The sequence below is a fragment of the Niallia circulans genome, assembly GCF_003726095.1.
GTDB lineage: Bacteria > Bacillota > Bacilli > Bacillales > Cytobacillaceae > Niallia > Niallia circulans_A.
The window spans coordinates 5007878-5027388 of the sequence record NZ_CP026031.1 but is presented as its reverse complement, the minus strand read 5'-3'; the positions used below and the strand labels follow the sequence as shown (position 1 = coordinate 5027388).

The 19511-nt window shown below is 36.1% G+C and carries 24 protein-coding genes, 1 tRNA gene and 1 pseudogene; 8 read left to right on the top strand and 18 right to left on the bottom strand.

Features of this window, described 5'->3' with window-relative positions:
- Positions 1 to 33: 33 nt before the first annotated feature.
- The 5 genes from nfsA to queG all read right to left on the bottom strand — a co-directional run bounded on the left by nfsA (position 34) and on the right by queG (position 3892).
- Positions 34 to 789: an oxygen-insensitive NADPH nitroreductase gene (gene nfsA / locus C2I06_RS24065; RefSeq protein WP_123259020.1), complete on the bottom strand. Its 756-nt coding sequence runs from the start codon at positions 787 to 789 to the stop codon at positions 34 to 36.
- Positions 790 to 989: 200 nt separating this feature from the next.
- Positions 990 to 1463, bottom strand: coding sequence for a tRNA (uridine(34)/cytosine(34)/5-carboxymethylaminomethyluridine(34)-2'-O)-methyltransferase TrmL (gene trmL / locus C2I06_RS24060; RefSeq protein ID WP_095330239.1), 474 nt, complete (start codon positions 1461 to 1463; stop codon positions 990 to 992).
- 79 nt (positions 1464 to 1542) lie between these two features.
- Positions 1543 to 2421, bottom strand: a complete 879-nt coding sequence (locus C2I06_RS24055; protein WP_123259019.1) for an amidase domain-containing protein — start codon at positions 2419 to 2421, stop codon at positions 1543 to 1545.
- A 168-nt stretch (positions 2422 to 2589) separates the two neighbouring features.
- The gene (locus C2I06_RS25900; RefSeq protein ID WP_275068570.1) at positions 2590 to 2715 is read right to left on the bottom strand and encodes a hypothetical protein; all 126 of its coding nucleotides are present in this window, start codon (positions 2713 to 2715) and stop codon (positions 2590 to 2592) included.
- Positions 2716 to 2758: 43 nt separating this feature from the next.
- Positions 2759 to 3892 carry a tRNA epoxyqueuosine(34) reductase QueG gene (gene queG / locus C2I06_RS24050; protein WP_095330244.1) on the bottom strand — a complete coding sequence of 378 codons (1134 nt, stop codon included), beginning with the start codon at positions 3890 to 3892 and terminating at the stop codon, positions 2759 to 2761.
- Positions 3893 to 3984: 92 nt separating this feature from the next.
- Here queG and C2I06_RS24045 point away from each other — a divergent pair, with 92 nt between their 5' ends.
- Positions 3985 to 4650 (top strand): B3/B4 domain-containing protein, encoded by a 666-nt coding sequence (locus C2I06_RS24045; RefSeq protein ID WP_123259018.1) that lies wholly within the window; start codon positions 3985 to 3987, stop codon positions 4648 to 4650.
- 117 nt (positions 4651 to 4767) lie between these two features.
- Here C2I06_RS24045 and C2I06_RS24040 read toward each other — a convergent pair.
- Together C2I06_RS24040 and C2I06_RS24035 are read right to left on the bottom strand one after the other, a co-directional pair.
- Positions 4768 to 4841: transfer RNA gene (locus C2I06_RS24040), tRNA-Gly, on the bottom strand.
- 419 nt (positions 4842 to 5260) lie between these two features.
- Positions 5261 to 6748 (bottom strand): MFS transporter, encoded by a 1488-nt coding sequence (locus tag C2I06_RS24035; RefSeq protein ID WP_095330246.1) that lies wholly within the window; start codon positions 6746 to 6748, stop codon positions 5261 to 5263.
- A 404-nt stretch (positions 6749 to 7152) separates the two neighbouring features.
- Between C2I06_RS24035 and C2I06_RS24030 the strand changes: the two genes are divergently transcribed.
- On the top strand, positions 7153 to 7941 hold the full coding sequence (locus C2I06_RS24030) for a formate/nitrite transporter family protein (protein WP_047942853.1): 789 nt from the start codon (positions 7153 to 7155) through the stop codon (positions 7939 to 7941).
- 9 nt (positions 7942 to 7950) lie between these two features.
- Here the strand turns inward: C2I06_RS24030 and C2I06_RS25255 are convergent, their stop codons facing one another.
- From C2I06_RS25255 to C2I06_RS24015, 3 genes are all read right to left on the bottom strand, one after another.
- On the bottom strand, positions 7951 to 8418 hold the full coding sequence (locus C2I06_RS25255) for a hypothetical protein (RefSeq protein ID WP_164463778.1): 468 nt from the start codon (positions 8416 to 8418) through the stop codon (positions 7951 to 7953).
- 23 nt (positions 8419 to 8441) lie between these two features.
- The gene (locus C2I06_RS24020) at positions 8442 to 8864 is read right to left on the bottom strand and encodes a NusG domain II-containing protein (protein WP_095330248.1); all 423 of its coding nucleotides are present in this window, start codon (positions 8862 to 8864) and stop codon (positions 8442 to 8444) included.
- Between the two features lie 170 nt (positions 8865 to 9034).
- Positions 9035 to 10177: a zinc-dependent alcohol dehydrogenase gene (locus tag C2I06_RS24015; protein ID WP_095330249.1), complete on the bottom strand. Its 1143-nt coding sequence runs from the start codon at positions 10175 to 10177 to the stop codon at positions 9035 to 9037.
- Between the two features lie 220 nt (positions 10178 to 10397).
- Between C2I06_RS24015 and C2I06_RS24010 the strand changes: the two are divergent.
- Positions 10398 to 10986, top strand: a pseudogene (locus C2I06_RS24010) (IS1595 family transposase); the annotation flags it as partial.
- Positions 10987 to 10994: 8 nt separating this feature from the next.
- On the opposite strand, the gene C2I06_RS24005 reads toward C2I06_RS24010, so the two are convergent.
- From C2I06_RS24005 to C2I06_RS23995, 3 genes are all read right to left on the bottom strand, one after another.
- Entirely contained in the window at positions 10995 to 11561 is a 567-nt protein-coding gene (locus C2I06_RS24005; RefSeq protein ID WP_123259017.1) for a nucleotidyltransferase family protein, read from the bottom strand.
- Positions 11562 to 11773: 212 nt separating this feature from the next.
- Entirely contained in the window at positions 11774 to 13432 is a 1659-nt protein-coding gene (locus C2I06_RS24000) for an ABC1 kinase family protein (RefSeq protein WP_123259016.1), read from the bottom strand.
- A gap of 13 nt (positions 13433 to 13445) precedes the next feature.
- Positions 13446 to 13745, bottom strand: a complete 300-nt coding sequence (locus C2I06_RS23995; protein WP_047942858.1) for a phasin family protein — start codon at positions 13743 to 13745, stop codon at positions 13446 to 13448.
- A gap of 196 nt (positions 13746 to 13941) precedes the next feature.
- On the opposite strand from C2I06_RS23995, the gene C2I06_RS23990 reads away from it, so the two are divergent.
- Together C2I06_RS23990 and C2I06_RS23985 are read left to right on the top strand one after the other, a co-directional pair.
- On the top strand, positions 13942 to 14202 hold the full coding sequence (locus C2I06_RS23990; RefSeq protein ID WP_095258679.1) for a hypothetical protein: 261 nt from the start codon (positions 13942 to 13944) through the stop codon (positions 14200 to 14202).
- A gap of 189 nt (positions 14203 to 14391) precedes the next feature.
- Positions 14392 to 14880 (top strand): DedA family protein, encoded by a 489-nt coding sequence (locus C2I06_RS23985; protein ID WP_095330252.1) that lies wholly within the window; start codon positions 14392 to 14394, stop codon positions 14878 to 14880.
- Between the two features lie 365 nt (positions 14881 to 15245).
- Here C2I06_RS23985 and C2I06_RS23980 read toward each other — a convergent pair whose 3' ends face one another.
- Complete coding sequence (locus tag C2I06_RS23980) at positions 15246 to 15611, bottom strand: MerR family transcriptional regulator (RefSeq protein WP_095330253.1); 366 nt, start codon at positions 15609 to 15611, stop codon at positions 15246 to 15248.
- 99 nt (positions 15612 to 15710) lie between these two features.
- Here C2I06_RS23980 and C2I06_RS23975 point away from each other — a divergent pair, with 99 nt between their 5' ends.
- Positions 15711 to 16100, top strand: a complete 390-nt coding sequence (locus C2I06_RS23975; RefSeq protein ID WP_123259015.1) for a carboxymuconolactone decarboxylase family protein — start codon at positions 15711 to 15713, stop codon at positions 16098 to 16100.
- 352 nt (positions 16101 to 16452) lie between these two features.
- On the opposite strand, the gene C2I06_RS23970 is transcribed toward C2I06_RS23975, so the two are convergent.
- On the bottom strand, positions 16453 to 16791 hold the full coding sequence (locus C2I06_RS23970; protein WP_095330255.1) for a winged helix-turn-helix transcriptional regulator: 339 nt from the start codon (positions 16789 to 16791) through the stop codon (positions 16453 to 16455).
- Between the two features lie 106 nt (positions 16792 to 16897).
- On the opposite strand from C2I06_RS23970, the gene C2I06_RS23965 reads away from it, so the two are divergent.
- On the top strand, positions 16898 to 17281 hold the full coding sequence (locus C2I06_RS23965; protein WP_047942862.1) for a RidA family protein: 384 nt from the start codon (positions 16898 to 16900) through the stop codon (positions 17279 to 17281).
- A 191-nt stretch (positions 17282 to 17472) separates the two neighbouring features.
- On the opposite strand, the gene C2I06_RS23960 is transcribed toward C2I06_RS23965, so the two are convergent.
- Positions 17473 to 17832 carry a MerR family transcriptional regulator gene (locus C2I06_RS23960; protein WP_095330256.1) on the bottom strand — a complete coding sequence of 120 codons (360 nt, stop codon included), beginning with the start codon at positions 17830 to 17832 and terminating at the stop codon, positions 17473 to 17475.
- A 132-nt stretch (positions 17833 to 17964) separates the two neighbouring features.
- Here C2I06_RS23960 and C2I06_RS23955 point away from each other — a divergent pair, with 132 nt between their 5' ends.
- The gene (locus C2I06_RS23955; protein WP_123259014.1) at positions 17965 to 18807 is read left to right on the top strand and encodes an SDR family NAD(P)-dependent oxidoreductase; all 843 of its coding nucleotides are present in this window, start codon (positions 17965 to 17967) and stop codon (positions 18805 to 18807) included.
- A gap of 55 nt (positions 18808 to 18862) precedes the next feature.
- On the opposite strand, the gene C2I06_RS23950 is transcribed toward C2I06_RS23955, so the two are convergent.
- The gene (locus tag C2I06_RS23950; RefSeq protein WP_095330258.1) at positions 18863 to 19141 is read right to left on the bottom strand and encodes a hypothetical protein; all 279 of its coding nucleotides are present in this window, start codon (positions 19139 to 19141) and stop codon (positions 18863 to 18865) included.
- A gap of 139 nt (positions 19142 to 19280) precedes the next feature.
- Positions 19281 to 19388, bottom strand: a complete 108-nt coding sequence (locus C2I06_RS26055) for a DUF6980 family protein (RefSeq protein WP_420915972.1) — start codon at positions 19386 to 19388, stop codon at positions 19281 to 19283.
- Positions 19389 to 19511 lie beyond the last annotated feature (123 nt).

Here is a 19511-nt window from a genome sequence, read left to right as displayed (position 1 = left end):
ACCCTTCAGTATTCCTCGACACTGTTTTTTTACTTATTTCAAATCAAACTTCTTCTGCTGCACAAATTCCTTCATATACATACGTGATTTTTGCTCAAAATTAGCAGCCATTTGCGCAGTCCATGTATCCGATCTTGCTCCATTTGTTCTTTCCTGATAATAAGCTTTGATTTCTTCATTATATTCCTGTAGACCTTTTTTATATTGTGCTTCATCTTGCTCATATTGATCTTCATGATAAATATGATGAAAAGGAGCTCTAGGCTTTTTCTCTGTTTGTTGGTCTGGATGACCTACTACTAAAGCAAATAACGGCAGAACATAATCAGGCGTTTTCAATAGCTGACTTACTTCCACTAAATTATTGCGAATACCACCTATATAACAAATACCAAGTCCTAATGATTCTGCAGCAATGGCCATATTTTGCGAAGCAAGCGCAGCATCAATAAGGCTTACCATAAACTTTTCCGTGCTTTCAATGGAGTCCTGAGCGGCTTCCTTCTTTCCTTCCATTTCAGCAGCAACTGTATGACGATATAAATCAGCACAGAAAATAAATAAATGACCATTATTCTCTACGTATTGCTGATTTCCGGCTAGGACTGCTAGTTTTTTCTTTTTCTCCTTATCCTTTACCCCAATAATACTATATGCTTGTACAAAGCTAGAGGTAGAAGCACTTTGCGCAGCTTCAACAAGGAGACGAATTTGCTCTTGTGTTAACTCCTCATCTGTAAATTTTCTAACAGAATGATGATTGAGTATGGTTTCGATTGTTTGATTCATGAGATCTTCTCCTTTGTTTTTTCTTATTGTCTCCCAAAATTACTGATAGTAACTATAATATAATATACCAATAATCTTTTAGACCAAAAGAATTAGCTTGCTAAACTAGCTGCTTTTTTCACTGTATTTCAAAAAAATAAACAAGTATACGTAGAATCTTCGTATACTTGTTTCGATTTATCCAATTTTCTGGTTTCATTTTATTTTAAATGAGCGAAGTTTTGCTGTCTTAAAGCCTCATAAATAAGGACAGCTACTGTATTCGAAAGGTTGTAGGAAAGAATATCGTCCGTCATTGGAATTCGTAACGTTTTATTTACATTATTCTGAATGACTTCTTCAGGGAGACCTGTTGTTTCACTTCCGAAAATAAAATAATGCTCTTTATTTATCGCACTGTAATCGAAGGAGTCATATGGAGTTTCCCCTGCCTTCGTCACATAGTAAAAAGCTCCACCTTCATTTTTATCGTAAAATTCCTCTAAAGAGTCATAATAATAAATCTTAACAAACTCCCAATAATCTAAGCCGGCTCTCTTTAACGCTTTATCCTCCATAGAAAATCCAAATGGTCGAATTAAATGAAGCACCGTGTCTGTTCCCGCACATGTTCTGGCTATATTGCCTGTATTGGAAGGAATTTGTGGTTGGTATAAAACAATATGTATTGCCAAGTTTGTCACCTCTAACTATTACTTTCCGTTCCATTATACACTTTGTGAAAAGGAAATGCGAAAGAGATAAATCTCTTTTTTATCCATCAATAATCGTAAAAAATTTGTATTTAATATTCGGTGTATAAGCTGTCGAATCTTCATATTTCCAGTAACGCATGCGACTATTATACGTATGCGCATTTACTAATGGCTCGCCATTCGCATCTTTTCCCGTAACAATCGTTGTATGATTATATTTCCCATCTCCTTCAAAATCATAGCAAATGACATCTCCAAGCTTTAACTCCATGGCACTATCCACCCGCTTTGCCCGCAAGCCAGCAGTAGAGGTTTCCAAGTATCTTGGGAACGCATTTGCTACGGCCCAGCTATAACTCCAATTATTATTTTGCATCCACCAGCCTTTATTTCGATTAGGATAGCCTCTCATTGGTGCCCCGCCTTCATGGACACACTGAGATATATAATTGGTGCAATCTACTTCAAATTGATGGTATTTCGGATTATAGCTATTCCACCATTTTTCTGCATATTGAACAGCCTTTAAACGATCATACTTATAGCGGCTTTCTCTTTCTTTCGTTTCTCGCCATTCTTCCGCTAATGGCACCTCTCGATAGTCTTCTGGATAAGCTGGGAGAACCTCTGTATCTTCAATTATTACCCCCTTGTAAATAACAGCTTTTCTATTTTCCACCTCTTCTTCAATCAAAAAAAGCTCGCCTTGCTTGATAAAATATTGAAGATGAACAGAATACACTAATTCTTCTGTCTCATCCGCCTTTTTTTCCATATCTTCAATTTTCCCTTTTGCCTTTACATGAACAATTTCAGCCTTTCTTTTATACATGCTATTTCTTTTTCTCTCTAATTTTTCATCCACTATTGCTTCCCTATCCTTTGTAACGCATTGCTGAATCCTTTTCTCGATTAACTCCATTAATTGTTGTCTCATTCCATCTACTCCCTTCATTAATAACTATGTTAAAGCGGAGTAGAAGTATACAAAAAAAAGAAGGCATTGCTAGCCTTCTTTTTTCTTCTCGTATTAATTCGTTAAAATGATAAAGAGTATTTTTCTAATGAACGCCTGTTTTCTGCTTGCTCTGTGGATTTTTAGCGTTCATCCAACTGCTGAACACCACTTTTCCTCTTGCTCCACGGGATTTCGGCTTTCATTCGACTTATGAACACCACTTTTCCCCTTCCTCCACGGGATTTCGGCTTTCATCCAACTGCTGAACACCACTTTTCCTCTTCCTCCGAAAAATTTCAGCATTCATTCCTATTAATTATTTTGCCAACCGCTGTAATGCATCGTCCATTTCTTTTAATACTTCATGATCAGATTCTTGTTGTTTGGCTGATTCTAGGGCTGTCTTTGATTCATCGCCGCCGATTTTCCCAAGTGCCCAAGCGGCTGTTCCTCTTATTACTGGTCTTGGATCTTTGTTCATGACTGTAATTAAATCACCGATTGCACCTTCTTCTTTAAAATGGGCAAGTGCAATAATCGCATTACGCTGGATCGGCTTCTTCCCACGCCATGAACCAGAAATATGACCATATTTTTCTTTAAATTCTTTATTACTGATAAAAAGAAGTGGTTGAAGCAATGGTTTTGCGATTTCAGGGTCTGGTTCCATTTCTGGATGATTATGAAAATCAATGCCCTTATTTTTTGGACAAACCGTTTGACATGTATCACAGCCATAAATTCGATTCCCAAGCTTTTCTCTGAATTCTTCCGCTAAAAAGCCCTTTGTCTGTGTTTGAAATGCTATACATCTTTGTGCATTTAATTGTCCACCTTGAACAAGGGCACCTGTTGGACATACATCAATGCATTTATTACAAGTTCCACATTGATCCTCCATCGGTGTATCAGGCTCGATTGGAAGATTGGTAATCATCTCGCCTAAATAAACATACGAACCAAATTCAGGAGTAATGATTGCACAGTTTTTTCCAGACCAACCAATTCCCGCTCGCTGGGCAACTGCACGATCCACTAATTCCCCGGTATCAACCATTGACTTACACAAAGCATCTGGAATTCGTTCTTTTATATAATCTTCAAGCTTTTGCAAGCGATCTTTTAAAACAACATGGTAATCTGTTCCCCAGGAAGCACGACAAAAAATCCCTCTGCGCTCCCCTTTTTTGCTAACTACTCTTTCCTTCATTTTAGAAGGATAAGCTAATGCAATCGAAATAATGGACTTTGGCTGATGTAATAGAAGGGAGGGATTTACCCGCTTCTCAATATCCTTCTCTTCAAAACCAGATTGATAGTTTAACTCCTGCTGGGTTATTAGTCGTACTTTCATTTCTTCAAAGGTGCTCGCACTCGTAAAGCCTATTTTATCGATCCCGATCGTTTTACTATATGCAATGATATCTTTCTTGAATTCACGGTAATCCATAGGGCCCCCTCCTTCCTTTTCATTGGTTTTTTATAAAGATTACGCTAAAATATAGAATAACATAGACAACTATTATATTGGAGGTGTATATATTGGATATTTCAATCGCAAAAGAGATTAAAGAACGTATACCCAATTTTAAGATTGGCTTCATTCATTATCAAGGCATGCAAGTAATGGACACCCCGCAAATGATTAAAGGGCGGATGCGACTTTTTCAAGAGTCTATTTTTTTTGATTTAGAAGATAGTAATGTAACGGATATCCCTTCTATAAAAGAATGGCGGGAAATCTTTAAAAAGACAGGCAAAGATCCAAATCGTTATCGTCATTCAGCCGAAAGCCTGCTGAGACGCATCAAAAAACAGAATTACTTAGAACCAATTAATAGTAGTATTGATATTAATAACTTCTTTTCCCTTCAATATGGTATTCCGATCGGTATTTATGATTGTGCCAATCTTCAAGGAAAAATAAACATACGTATCGGAAAAGAAAGCGAACAATACGCTGGCTTTAACGGAAGAATAAATTCGATTGAAAATTTGATTGTATCAGAAGATGAACTTGGTCCATTTGGAAGCCCCTTTGTCGATTCAGACAGAGCCCCTGTCCAATCATCTACGAAAAATGCCATTCAAATCATTTATCTCCCACCCTCTATTGCAAATGAAAAAGCCAAACAAATGGTAGAATCTCTACTTAAAATGTTTCTACAAGTTCATGGAGGAGAAGCCACATTTTCCATTGTGGAATAATATAGTTGGGAGAAGCGTTTTTTATAAAACGCCTCTTCCAACTATTTTCTTCGTAAAATATAAAAAACGCAATGCTTCGTTCTTAATGAAACGAAACACTGCGTTGTGAGTTATGTATGGAGCGGGTGATGGGAATCGAACCCACGACATCAGCTTGGAAGGCTGAGGTTTTACCATTAAACTACACCCGCATTTATTAAGTTTTCTTTACTGTTTTTTAACATGTCCTTAACACGTTTTTTATTATATAACCATCATGTAAAAAATGCAACCTTTTTTTCGACAAATTTTTTATTATTTCTTTCCGTTTCTATTTCTTGCACCAATCTACTGCATATAGTTTTCATTGGTTAAGGGAATCTACCTATCTTTTCAAACCTTCAAGCTAGCCTCCTAGATCGTCTCTGTCTATGGGGCCATCCAATTCGTTTCTATGATATATCATAGCAGATTCCCTTGCCAAATCTTCTACATCAACATTCTATTCAACATCGAGATAATTATTAATACTTTTTTATTCCTTTACAATTCTTTTACTTTTAATTGATAGGGATGACAATAGACCAGTTTACTTTTTAAAAGTAAATCCGGCCTTTTAATTTAGAATATTTCATTTAGGAAAAATGGATTTCCCCTCTTTCCATGCAAAGCCTGCAATTCCTACTAACAGTACTCCCATAATGAGTACATAAGTCGTTACAGCCCCCGCTACCCCGAAAGACTGAGATAAATAGCCAAGACCAATAACCGGCAGGCTCACACCAAGATAAGTAATGACAAAGAAAGTAGATACAATATTTCCTTTCGTTTTACTTGGAGCTACTTCATTAACTAGTGCCAGACTTCCTGCATAAGCTGGTCCATTTCCTCCACCAATCAATACAGCAGAAATCAACAGTAAGGTCAGTGATTTCGTATCAATCGTAATAACTAGAAAGATAAGACCCAATGCAAGAAACACATATCCAATTGTCATTAATTTCATTAGTGATAATTGTTTTAATAAAATTTGATTAAAAGCAGCAGCGATTAATCCAAGTGCTACAACTACGCCTGATATTGTTAAACTAGTTACCGTTGTAAAGCTAGACAGATTAGACGGAATTAACGACATAAACATACTAATAATCGACCATGCTACAAAAGAAGTAAATGATGCTAGTAAGAATGGTTTCATAATCTCTTTTGGAACAAATGGCTTCTTCAATTGAACAGGCTTTAAACCAGGTTTAATATTTTCATTTAAGAAAAATAGGAAGATAAAGCATGGAATGATAAATAATAAATGTACATAATAGGATAATCTCAATGGGATTGGAGCAAAATCACCAAGTAATCCGGAGAGAATTGGGCCGAATGCATTCCCAAGCGTAACAGCAAGAGCACATATTAACGCAGTCTTTTTTGTATTTTTATTCTCATCAAGCTCCGTTAAAGCAGCTACTGCTACCCCATTTAAAATACCAACAGATAATCCTTGGAATAAGCGACCAATAAGCAGCATTCCCAGACCATTCGCTACGGTGAAGCAAAGAGTTCCTATAAGGGAAAAGAAAATTCCCGGGATAAGTACTTTCTTTTTTCCAATCTGGTCGGATAATTGCCCCGCAATCACAATTGCTGGAATAACCGTAAAAGCATAAATAGCAAATACAAGGGTAATCATTCCCGATGTAAGTCCCCATTCTACACGGTAAAGCGAATACAGGGAGGCAGGAATATTCGTACCGAATAATGTTAAGAACAAGCTACAGGCAACTAGCCAGTAAGATACTTTTTTGCTTAGTGTTTTTTGCTCTCTTAGGGTTTGAATAGTATTTGTACGTTGAAGCAGTCGTTGCTGAAAAGCCGATTGATGAATAGCATCTGCATCCACCTCTACAACATCCATTAATCCCTGTAATCCTAGGATAAGGTTTTGTACTTGCTTCTCTTCTGCCGAACTAGAAATTTGTATTCTAGTCGTTGCTTCTCGTTTATATTTTTTCGTTTTGATATCTTCAATATTAACATGATGCGTTCCAAATAAGCTGGATATACGAGCCAGAACTCCCGGCTGATCGTTTACAAGCATCGAAATGCGATATGCTGAAGTCATGAGCTCTTCACTCCCTTGTTAGTTTCCATCTTCTATTTTATGATTGAATAAATATAAAGTCTATACATTTGTAAGAAAATATAACATGAATTCTTCGACAAATTATTCCAAGCTGATATTACGCGTTTTATTCTATTTTCCAATACATAGCTCAGTCTTAATTAACAGTATTTTCAGAAAAATATTGCATATTTTATGAATATTTTTAATTTAGTCTATTTGGGAATATAATAAGATCGTTAACTTTTCAGTAGAAATGTGAACAAATTTCGAATATATATTATTATTGTGATTTTTTTCACATAATTTTATTGACCTCTTAAGGAATCAACATGATAATAATAGGGTAAGAAACATTATTACAGTGAAAACAAAGAAAACCTTTTTTTCAGGAGGATTAGAATATGGAAGGCGCATCTCTTTATGAAGTAGAAAAATTAGCCTTAAAAAAATTAAAAATTTATAAACGCAGTAAGTTTCGCTTTTTTATGCGTGCCGTTGTCGCCAGTATGTTTATTGGATTTGGAGTAATTGTTGCATTTAAGACAGGGAACTTCTTCTATGCAGTAGAATCTCCTTTTGCGTATCCTATGGCAGCATTAGTATTCGGTGCAGCTATTATTCTTATCGCTTATGGTGGCGGAGATTTATTTACAGGAAACACCTTTTACTATACTTATGCTGCACTAAGAAAAAAAATCAAGTGGACCGATGTCTTTAAAGTTTGGGGAACTAGCTATGCAGGAAATATAGTCGGAGCAATTTTCTTTGCTGTTTTCATCTTACTAACAGGGCTATTTAAGTCACCTAGTGTCAATGACTTTTTGCTTCACGCTGCAGAAACTAAATTGCAAGCACCCATAAGTGAACTTTTCTTTCGAGGAATTTTATGTAACTGGCTTGTGTGTTTAGCATTCTTTATCCCAATGGCTTTAAAGGAAGATATCGCTAAAATAACGGTAATGATTTTATTCGTTTTCTGCTTTTTTATCTCAGGTTATGAACATAGCATTGCCAATATGGCAACATTCTCTATTTCTTATGTACTAGATCAGAATCCAGCTGTCACTATCCCAGCCATTATTCGCAACTTAGTGCCCGTAACAATAGGGAATTTAATTGGCGGGGTTGGTTTTATGGGGGTTATGTATTATTACGTTAATAAGCCTTTTATGGAAGACGACGAAAAATAAACATTTTTATTAAAAAGAGCCGATTCTCCTTGGAATATCAGAGTGTGAAATCGGTTTTTTATTATTTTTTGGATCAGTTCCCTTTTTTCCTTTGCTATAAGAGAATATATTAAAGGCTAATTTTGCGGATATCAGCCAAACTTCTTCCCTTATCAGCCAAACTCCTTCCCTTATCAGCCAAACTTCTTCCCTTATCAGCCAAACTCCTCCCCTTATCAGCCAAACTTCTTCCCTTATCAGCCAAACTCCTTCCTTTATCAGCCAAACTCCTTCCCTTATCAGCCAAACTCCTTCCCTTATCAGCCAAACTTCTTCCCTTATCAGCCAAACTTCTTCCCTTATCAGCCAAACTCCTTCCCTTATCAGCCAAACTCCTTCCCTTATCAGCCAAACTCCTTCCCTTATCAGCCAAACTCCTTCCCTTATCAGCCAAACCACCAACATCACAAAAACAAAAAGAAAGCGATGATTGAACATCGCTTTCCACACAAATCAATTAACTAATGGGACAAAATCAATCCATCCTCATTCGTCTTTTCTGGTTTCTCTGCTACTATTTCAATTAAAACTTTATGGGGCAAACAAATAATTGTTTGGCCCGGTATGCCTTTCCATCCCATTTTGACTCCAATTTGGTCTGGACTATTATCTTCTTTAATTCTGATTTGTTCATTTTCCACTTCGATTAAATTATATTGTTTTCCTTTTCCTTTTATCATAAATTGTTCATTTTCCGTATGACCTGTTAGTTCTACTTCACGAATGACTTTCCCGTCCTGTGTAATAACGGCCATGACTTTATTCCCTTCTTCTTCCTTCCCTTGGTTCATCGCAAATACGGCCATTGGGACAAATGAAATGATTAAGAGGAGAACAACCATAATAATATCAAAAGGCTTAATCATCTTGGAGTATTTTCTCATCGAAAACGTCCCTCTCTGTGTTAGCTAGTTTACACTTTTATTATAAAGGGTTAGATAGTAGAAACATATGGATAGCGTCAAATCGTCGATAAATTGCCATATGTTCGGACGGGTTTGATAAAAAAGTGAAAAGCAATCGGTCTTCTTCCTTCGATGGCTTTTTCGAACTATTAAGGTTTAAGGACAACTTTGATTACTTCATCTTGGTGATCATTGAACATTTGATACGCATTGCTCGCATCATCTAATGCAATGCGATGGGTAATAATCTCCGTTGGATCAATTTTGCCTGTAGTAATCCAATCAAATAACATAGGCATATAGTGTATTACTGGTGCTTGTCCTGTTTTCACAGTAATATTTCGTTCAAAAATATTTCCTAATGGGAACATATTATATTTAGATCCATAAACACCTGTTAAATGCATGGTACCAAACTTGCGCACAGCATTCATGCCAATTTCGATAGCACTGATTGTTCCGCCCTGAATCTTCAACTTTTGACCTATTGCTTCCATAGGCGATTTCTTTCCGTCCATTCCTACACAATCGATTACGACATCTGCTCCACCTGAAGTCAGTTCCTTTATATAGTTGCCTGTATCTCCATGATTATCAAAATTGACAATTTCTACTTGGTTCATTTTTTGAGCGTGGTTTAAGCGATATGGAATATTATCAACTGCTATAACGCGCTTCGCACCCTTCATCCAAGCAAATTTTTGAGTCATTAATCCAACAGGTCCACAACCTAAAACGACGACCGTATCACCATCTTTTACGCCTGAATTTTCGACACTCCAATATGCCGTTGGAAGGACGTCGGACATAAATAACAAGGCTTCATCCTCTAATTCACAGGACTCCGGGATAACAAAAGGGACAAAATTCCCGTATGGAACTCTTAACAATTCGGCTTGTCCACCTTGATAATCCCCATACCGTTCTGTAAAGCCAAAATATGCTCCCGTATCTGCAATATCCTTATTGGGATTAGCATTATCACATTGACTTTCCATATCGTGCTCACAATAGTAACAATGTCCGCAAGCAATGTTAAATGGCAGTACCACACGATCTCCTTTTTTTACTCTTGTTACTTCAGGTCCTACTTCTTCAACAATTCCCATTGGTTCATGTCCTATAACATAGTCTTTTTCAGCTGGTAACGCTCCTTGATAAATATGTAAATCAGATCCGCAAATAGCCGTAGATGTAATACGAACGACGATATCATCCTTTTTTTGAAGCTTCGCATTTGCCACTTCCTTTACTTGTACATCCTTCGTTCCTTGAAATGTAACAGCCTTCATCTGCAAACTCCTCCTGTTTTAGTTGATTGTTTATCTATACCATTTCCAGAAGAAGCTACAAACATCCAAATATTTCCGCGATTTACTGTAGAATTAGATTCCTAGTGCGGTTAATTTTAGGAATAACCACCGATTAAAAGACTAGATTTGGAGTAACGATGACGGTTAGGATCAAAATAGAAAAATCTACTACTTCACTTGATATAGCTACACATCCCAAGGATTTCTAATGTTGAAAGGAATTGCGGAAAGTGATGAATCCTTTTTTAAGGAGTCTTTAAAAGAATGTAAGCCTTAGACAGAAAACCAAAGAAACATGTGGAGGAAGAGACGGATTAGTAACCTTAAAATTGCAGTTGTGGTAGCTCAAAACCGTAATTGCAGGTTATATCTCAAGGCCGAGTGCGAGCGGAGGAAATAAATGCGGTTATAGGGAATGATAATGAACCGGCTTCTTTGCTATGCACTAATACTACATACTATAAGAAATTCGCTCTGATAAAGACATTGAAACACGAGCCCTATTAATCTTAGAAAAGAAGGATATGTTCAAAAAGGTATCCACCACCTGAATAATGTAAACCAACTATCAAAAACGGTTAAAGGATTGGATGGAAAGGTTTCAAGGGATGGCGACTAAATATCTGAACAACTACCTTTATTGGTTTAGCTTTCTTCAACAAAACAAGAAAATTGAAGAGAAGGAACGGATTAATCAAATGTTTCTCAGTGCTTGCCAGAACTCAAACACAATCACTGTAAATTTTTTTTGCGGGAGGTATAAAAAAATAAAACGCCATATTTCCTAATCAGTTTTTTAATATGTTTGGACTTTAATTTTAGGCCAAATAGCCTTCCAATTCTTTTTGATAATTCGCTCCTCGTAAATTGCAGCAAGTTCTTTTGTTTCGATAAAATAGGGAGTCGGTTTCAGTTCTAAATTAATGACATCATCAATTCCACAAGGAGAAGTAAGAACCAGTTTATTATCCTTGTCTATCTTTACTCCGATGGCAGTTGCAGTTTCTGGAAACTTTGAAATAGCATCTTCAGAAGAAGAATAAGGAGGAAGATTATTAATGACGTGCATTCTTGCTTCATTTTTAACAGACCAAGGTATATTAGGCATTATGCTTTTCAACTTATTCTCTAATTCCTTTTCAAAATTCTCATCAATTTTTGTGTTATCAAAATAAATAACATCTACGTCTGGCGTCTCAGTTCTTTCAATAAACCCGTGCAATGTGTCCCAGATTTTTGAACGTACAAATCCTGCACATATCCACCAATCAGGCAAATTCAAGGAACCCGCAACCTTTATAATCTCCATCATTTTTTCATCGCTTTGGATTAGCTTTATTACATCTTCTCTATTCTTTAACATTTTAAAGTTATCCCCCTTCTACACAACCGAACATACATCCTTATTCTAACACAACAAAGCGCGAAGGAATATTATTCCAAAAGATTTCCAAACACACTCCCCTTAATATCTAAAGCAACAAGTTTACAAAAAGACCATAAAAAAAAAACATGACCGAAAAAAGTGTCAAAAACTCGAATAGGGAGTCTTTGACACTTTTCATTTTCATTATCCTAAAACCTGCCAGACCGAAAAATCGAGTAAATAAGCCATGCAACCATCAACATGGCAATGGAAAAGCCAATTTCAATAATTGGAAATTTCCAGAGAACGGTTTGTACTCCGCTAAGTGCGACACCAATAATGAGACCGACCATCACGATACTTAATGCCAGCAGCACTATACTAAACGCGATTTGATTACTGAATCGATCAATCTTTTTGATTAACAAATCCAACTGTGGGGAGGTAAACTCTACCTGCACCTTTCCCTTGCGAAGAATTCCCATTAACTGTTTAGCGGTAATCGGAATATCTTTCAGAGAAGCAAAATATTCTGGTATTTCATCTACTATATTTTTCACTATTTTCCATGGCTTTAGCTTATCAAGAAATAGCTTTCTTCCAAATGGCTCCGCCACATCAAATACACTAAAAGTAGGATCTAGTGCAACGACAACTCCCTCCATCGTCATGAGCGACTTTCCTAAAAGGGTTAATTCGGAAGGAATTCTTATATTATGACGGAAGGCAATAATAAATAAATCATTAATTGCTTCACCCACACTTACGTCTTTCAGCGGAATATCATAATATTTATCGCGCAGTTCTTCCACATCAGCTGTTAATTTTTTTATATCAACATTTTCGGGAATCATGCCCAAATCAGAAATCGCGCGGATGATTCCTTTCGTGCTTTTATTACGAAGTGCAACAACGAAGGAAGCAAAACTCTTTTTCGTATAAGAGGAAAGTTGTCCTACCATTCCAAAATCTAATAAAACGATGCGCCCATCCTGTAGTGCAAGTACATTTCCTGGATGAGGATCAGCATGAAAATGACCAACCTCTAGAATTTGATAAAAAATCGTATAGGCTAATCTTTCGGCAAGCAGTTCTCGATCAATTCCAGCTTCATCTAATCGCTTATGGTCAGATAGCTTTATTCCCTCTATATAATCCATCGTCAATACCTTTTTTGTGGAATAATCCCAGTAAACCGACGGGATGACAACATATCCTATCGATTTATTCTGTTCTAGAAAACGCTCCATATTTCTTGCTTCGATTCCATAGTCTAATTCAACCAGTAGACCTTTTGCTAGTTCATCAACAATTTCGCGAAGCCCATACTGCTTTGCCCAACCCCATGTATTCTCCGCAATTCGGGCCAAATCGGCGATAATTTCTAAATCTGTTTCGATGATAGCATGAATATTAGGACGTTGTATTTTGACAGCAACTTGTGTCCCGTCTTTAAGGATTGCTTTATGCACTTGCCCAATGGATGCTGCCGCCAAAGGAGTTTCAGAAAAATGTTTGAACAGATGATCGACAGAATCACCTAATTCTTCTTCTAAAATCTGAACGGCTTCTCCATAGGTAAAGGGAGGTACTTGATCTTGCAGTTCTTTTAATTCATTAATTATTTCTGGTGGGATTAAGTCAGGACGAGTACTGGCAATTTGCCCAAGTTTAATAAAGGTAGTTCCAAGTTCTTCGAGTATTAAGCGGATGCGTCTTCCAGTGCTTTTAGGAGGATGTTCTTTATGAAAGAAAAACTTCTCCTCCAATCCGATCTTATTGGAAAAAAAGCCTATTCCGTTACGAGCGAGAATAGACGTTATTTTGCGATATCTTTTCATCTGTCTAATACGTTTACTTACACCCATTTACAAACCTACTTTATTCGTCGAGATTTTTTCTTTCTAATGCCTCTATTCTTTTTTCTAATTTCTTTACATCCTCTAAAGTAGCCAGCTTTAATTCCCCATAAGCAGCATTTACCTTTTCTTTTGCCACTGCTTCAAGCTGACCTTTCATTTCCTCTCCCTTTTGAATCAAATGATTGATTAAATCTTTTGATTCATTTTTGCTTACCTCTCCTTTTTTCACCAACTCTTCAACTGTTTTTTCTACTTGTTCTTTACCTGCAATCGCTAAACCTAAACCTAAGGAAAGTGCTTTTTCAATCGTTGTTCTCATCCTCAAAAAACCTCCTTATATTTTTCTAGCATGCTTCATTTTCCCATTGACTACTTTTCTATTTGTCATTAAAGTAATCCAAATATGATTCAAAGTCAAATCATTCGAGTGTAATTTCTTTCTTTGTACCAACATACTTATGATATGCTTAATAATGTAAATAATGGTGACTTTTTCATAAGGAGGTGTCAAAATTATGGAGAATAAAAGAAGTCTGTATATCGAATTAGTATGGGGTTCCATCGGCATGCTGATTATCTCTCTGGTTATTGCCAATGCCCTCTTGTCCTCCGAGCACTCCTTTTCTGTACCTACTCTTATTCTAGGATTTGCTCTCATAAACGGTTATATCTTTTTCCTAGAAAAAAGAGCGGGACTCAGCCAAAAAGTAATCTGGACACAATCATTGATTCTTGTTTGCATTATTATTATTTACATCGTTAGCAACTCTTCATAAAGTGATCTTAAAATGAACTTCTTAAAACTTTTCACTCCCATTTTTCTTTATTTCCCTGTATGATAGGAAAGTCGCATTATTTCTTTACTTTTTTTGTCATAGAATAGGTGCATTTTACTTAACTACTATATACTGTGGATTTCTTCCAAATTAGCTAGTTAACGAGAAATAAAGAACGGAGTAATATAGATGAGTACATCCATACATTTCATTTCCCAATTCGGCTACATTGCCATTTTTGCGCTTTTTGCATTAAGCGGGTTAGGGATTCCTGTTCCAGATGAAGCATTGCTAACCTTTGTAGGCTATCTTTCTTCCATTTCCATAATGAATTTTCTTACTGCAGATATCATTTGCTTTATTGGTGCCCTTAGTGCCATGGTCATCAATTACGCACTAGGCAAGAAAATTGGCAAACCATTTCTGCTTACACACGGAAAGTGGATCAAGCTTACCCCTAGCAAATTAGAACGCGTGGAAAATTGGTTTGATAAATATGGCCCTTGGACAATAGTCATTGCTAATTTCATCCCAGGTGTCAGAAGATTAACTTCTTATTTTTCAGGCATTTCTGGCATGAATTTATCAAAATACATGTTATTTGCCGCAATCGGTTCTTTTCTTTGGTGCTTACTTTTTAATATTATTGGTTACTATATGGGAGTGCTTCCATTTTAAATGGGAAGCACTCCTTTTTTTTGAAGAGCAAATTCCAGCCCAAATACTGTTCCTTCTAGCTTTCTAATTGATTATTTCATCCTAAATAATCAATTGTGGTGGCGTAGATCTAGCTCGACTACATAAGCTAAAGTAAAGTGAAAGGAGGGCTTTCATCCTCTAAATGAATACCACATTTCCATTGAGTAGTAACAAAAAAGGTGTTCACCATTTATGAAGATTGCCCTAAGATATTTGTATAACTTGCTAAAACCTTTAGCCAGTAATTGAAAAGCTTCCTTCCTGAGAGAGAAGGAAAAGTAGATTCTCTATTTCCTTGCATCATTTCTTTAGGAGCAATCGCAAATTGAATACCATTATTTTATTTACTCCAATTCCTTATAATAGTTGATTTTCTCCTCAATCTTATGAAGATTATTTTGTAAGTCTTTTATTTGTTCCTGGATACTTTTTTGATGATCTTCTAATAACTTCCGACGTAAACTTATCGTAGAATCCCCTTTACTCCGCAGATCAGAAAACTTTTTCATCTCAGACACTGGCATCCCTGTTACTTTTAAACGAATTAGGAAGTTTATCCAAGAAATATCTGACTTAGTATATTGGCGATAACCATTTACATCCCGTTTTACATTGTTAAGCAGACCAATTTTTTCGTAATAACGTAAGGTGTGTACGGATAGCTCCGTCATATTTGATATATTTCGAATTGTAAAATATTTTTTATCCATAAATTTAATTATAGCATAAAAAAAGCCTTGCTTTAGAGTGCAGTCTAAAGTGTAAATTATTTTATGTTATTGATTTTAAACACTAAGGAGGATAATCAAATGTCAAATGACCGTTATCAAAGAGGTTGGGAAAAACTAATGGAAATAGACGGAGAAGGCGGAGAGCGAGTTATAAATTCTCTAAAAGATATTGCTCCCGACCTCGGTAAATATGTTGTTGAATTCGCTTTTGGAGAAATTTATACTCGAGAGGGATTAAATTTAAAACAACGTCAACTTATAACCATTGCGTCACTTGCTACTCAAGGAGGGTGTGAACCACAACTTAACATCCATATTAATGCTGCACTGAATGTGGGACTCACCCCTATAGAAGTGATCGAGGCCATTACTCATTGTGTTCCTTATACAGGTTTTCCAAAAGTTCTTAATGCTATTTTTGTTGCTAAACAAATTTTTAAAGAACGTAATTTGCAGATAAAAAACTAATATTTTTCAAGATGAGTTTCAATTCCTCGAAAAATATTAATTGTGTAGTAACTTTATATCCCTATTTTTTTATTATATTTACCTATCACAATAGCGGCAAACGAGTAGGGAGCAGCATTGCCGTGACGACCATGGTTCCTTTTAATTCCGTGTCATCACGGATATCTTTGCCTTTGACTAATGGTTTTCATAACCCAACCGTCCAAAGCAGACTTTCACCTCCTGCTAGTGAACATGCCAGGAACACTACGAAAACAGCTACCATTAGGTAACTGTTTTCTGTTTTCTAATGCAAGAGACTAAATTTAGCTCATATTGATCCAAATAAGTTCTTATTATCTTACAAAAAAATTTAAATATTGCGGTTTTTTTCTCCCCATTCACATAACTGTTCTAAAATAGGCAATATCGATTCTGCTTTATGTGTTAGACTGTATTCCACTTTAGGAGGAATTTGAGGATATTCCTTTCGTATAACCATCCCATCTGCTTCCAAATCTTTAAGCTGTGAACTTAATGTTTTAAAGGTAATTGTTCCTATTCTTCTTTTCATATCATTAAAGCGAACAGGTTGACTTTCTGAAAGGAGATAAAGAATTAGCATTTTCCATTTACCTCCAATAACTGACAGTGTATATCCAAAAGGTGTCTCTTGGATATTACCCTTTTCTTTATAATCAGCCATACTCACATTGACACTTTCCTTTCTGATAGTAGCTATCTAAATAGTGCGTACTATTTTTTTCTTTATATTCATTTTATACTTTACCTTAATTCGAGAGAAAGGAGAGAAAAAAATGACTACTATTAAAACCTACAATCACAACCTATGGGACCACGGTATTACCCAAGGATATAGTGTCAACGGTACTATCTACATTTCAGGTCAATTTTCGCACGATAAGGATGGTATGTTCGTTGGCAAGGATAATATTGAGGCACAAACTCGCCAAACATTAGAAAACCTCGATCGAGTTTTGAATGAATTTGGTATCACGAAGTCCAACCTCGCTTATGTGGAAATCTTTCTAACAAACCCGCAGGAGCACACTGAGCCAGTCATCAGTCTGTTCAAAGAATACCTGGAAAAACACAGACCAGCCGGCAGCCTCATCGGCGTGACTTATCTGGCGTTTCCGGAGCAGTTGATTGAAGTCAAGGCTGTCGCACACTCTGATTAAGTAAGATATTATTTCAAAGTAATTAATGTACCTGACCTATACCCCTGTAATAATATTGATTTAAATATCATTACAGGGGTATAGGAATATTAAATTTCCTATTAGTTATGTCACTAACCCTTCCACTTTAGTTGTGAAATACCAAAATCTATTTGATTTAAGAAATATCCTTAAATTAATGATATACGTTTTTATACTTTTCTTTTTAACCATGTTCCTTCGGCTAATTTTTCATCGATAAAATCCAAAACAGTCTGTAATTGAGCCATCTGATTTTTTACTTTTTCTTTTTGCCGAAGCATACCTGCTATCATTTCAGGAGTCATCTTACTTGTTTCCGCAATATCAAGATATAATTTCACTTCTTCTAAACTAAGATTTGCCTTTTTCATACAAGTGATCATTTGAAGCCTATCAATATCAGCTTGTGTAAAGACCCGATGCTTATTCGGCAGCCGTTTAATGTTTGGGAGCAAACCAACTTTTTCATAATATCTGATTGTATCAATGCTTAGTCTAGTAAGAGCACTTGCCTTCTTAATGGTATACATTCGTTCGTCCTCCTTCTTATAAAGTCATTATAAGATATGAAGTTAACTCCAGGTCAAGGAGAATTCTTTTTATTGACATGGAGTTAACTCCATGTTCTATACTTCCTTCATTCACCAATAGGAGGTAATAAAATGATTATATCAGAAAGAAAAATAGCTCTTGTTACGGGGGCGAACAGCGGAATAGGACTTGAGCTGACTAAGAAATTAATTGAGAATGGATGGGAAATTGCAGCTTTAATTCGCTCTGAATTTCCCAAAGAAGAACAAATGCTACAGCAAAAAATCCAGACAGGAGAAATCCGTGTTTATCATGCTGATATAGCTGATTTTAAGCAATTAAAGTCTGCTTTGAAGCTAATAAAAGAGGAAGAAACAAAGCTTGATGCTCTCTTCAATAATGCTGGAGGCAGTTTTTCGAAGCTCATCTTTTCCCCACAAGGGCGTGAGCTACATTACGAAATTCAGACTGTTGTTCCCTTTATCATTACGATGGAACTACTTGATCTTTTAAAAAAAGGAAAGCCTTCTATTGTTATACAAACTAGTTCAGATGCATTTCATTTTAAAAAATCTTTCGTACCAGAGGAATTGGCAAACCCGCCCAAATTTCAGAAATTGATTGGTCCCTATGCATCGACGAAGCTGGCAATCACTTTGTGGACATATGCTTTTGCGCAAGAATTAAAGCGAGAGGGTGTCACAATTGTCAGTATAGATCCAGGCAATAACAATACAATGCGCAAAGGAAGAAATGGAGGCCTGCCACTTATTATACAGCCATTCATCCGTTTATTTGGCCCACATCCTAGTGTAGGGGCAGATCGGTTGTTTGCTGGATTAGAAAAATCCCCGCATGACGCTGGGCTTTATTTTAGAAAAGGAAAGCCTGCAGAATTCAAATTTAAACAGCATGCTGGCCAAGTTTTACTACAAGTGCAATCTGTATATGAAAAGGAATATTTGCCACTTTGAAGAAAAGAAGGAGGCTGCCAAAACTATCTTGACAGCCTTTTTTCCTGCAACTGCTTTAGACAATATTCCCATTTTTCAGTAGAGCTTTGTATAATTTTTCTTGACACTTATTTTGATAAGAATGATTATGAAGTTTACTACTTTTGAATTTCCCAATACATTGTCGGACATCCTTATCATGAATTATAAGCCCACGATACTCTTCAACATTAAGGTAATTTTGGAACCATTGATGTTTTTTTAGATGTTTTACATTTCTGCATACATCTTCTTCATCGACCTTAAAAAAAGGTATATAAACAGCAAAATTTAACAATTCGAGTAAAATTCCCAATACTTTCCCTCCCTAATAATTTGTTTATAAATTGTACGCTTATATGGAATAAAAAGTTTCACCTTATGCAATTTTCAGCTGTCCTAATTCTCATTCTTCCAACCGATACTTGGCCAATACGTAGGTAAATCTGCACAACCTATGCTAATTTTGACCTACACCACGGACTAAATTCAATTCCAATACTTGAAGTACCACCATCATGTATGATCAATCCGTAGTCATGATCCTTTTCATTGAATAAAATTAATTTATCTGGACAGTCAAAGGGATTTTTATGAATATCACACTTGAATGTTGCATGATAATCATCTCCCTACAGCAATGCATTTTCCTCTTTCTCATCTCCTTGTAAACCATTAAACACCTG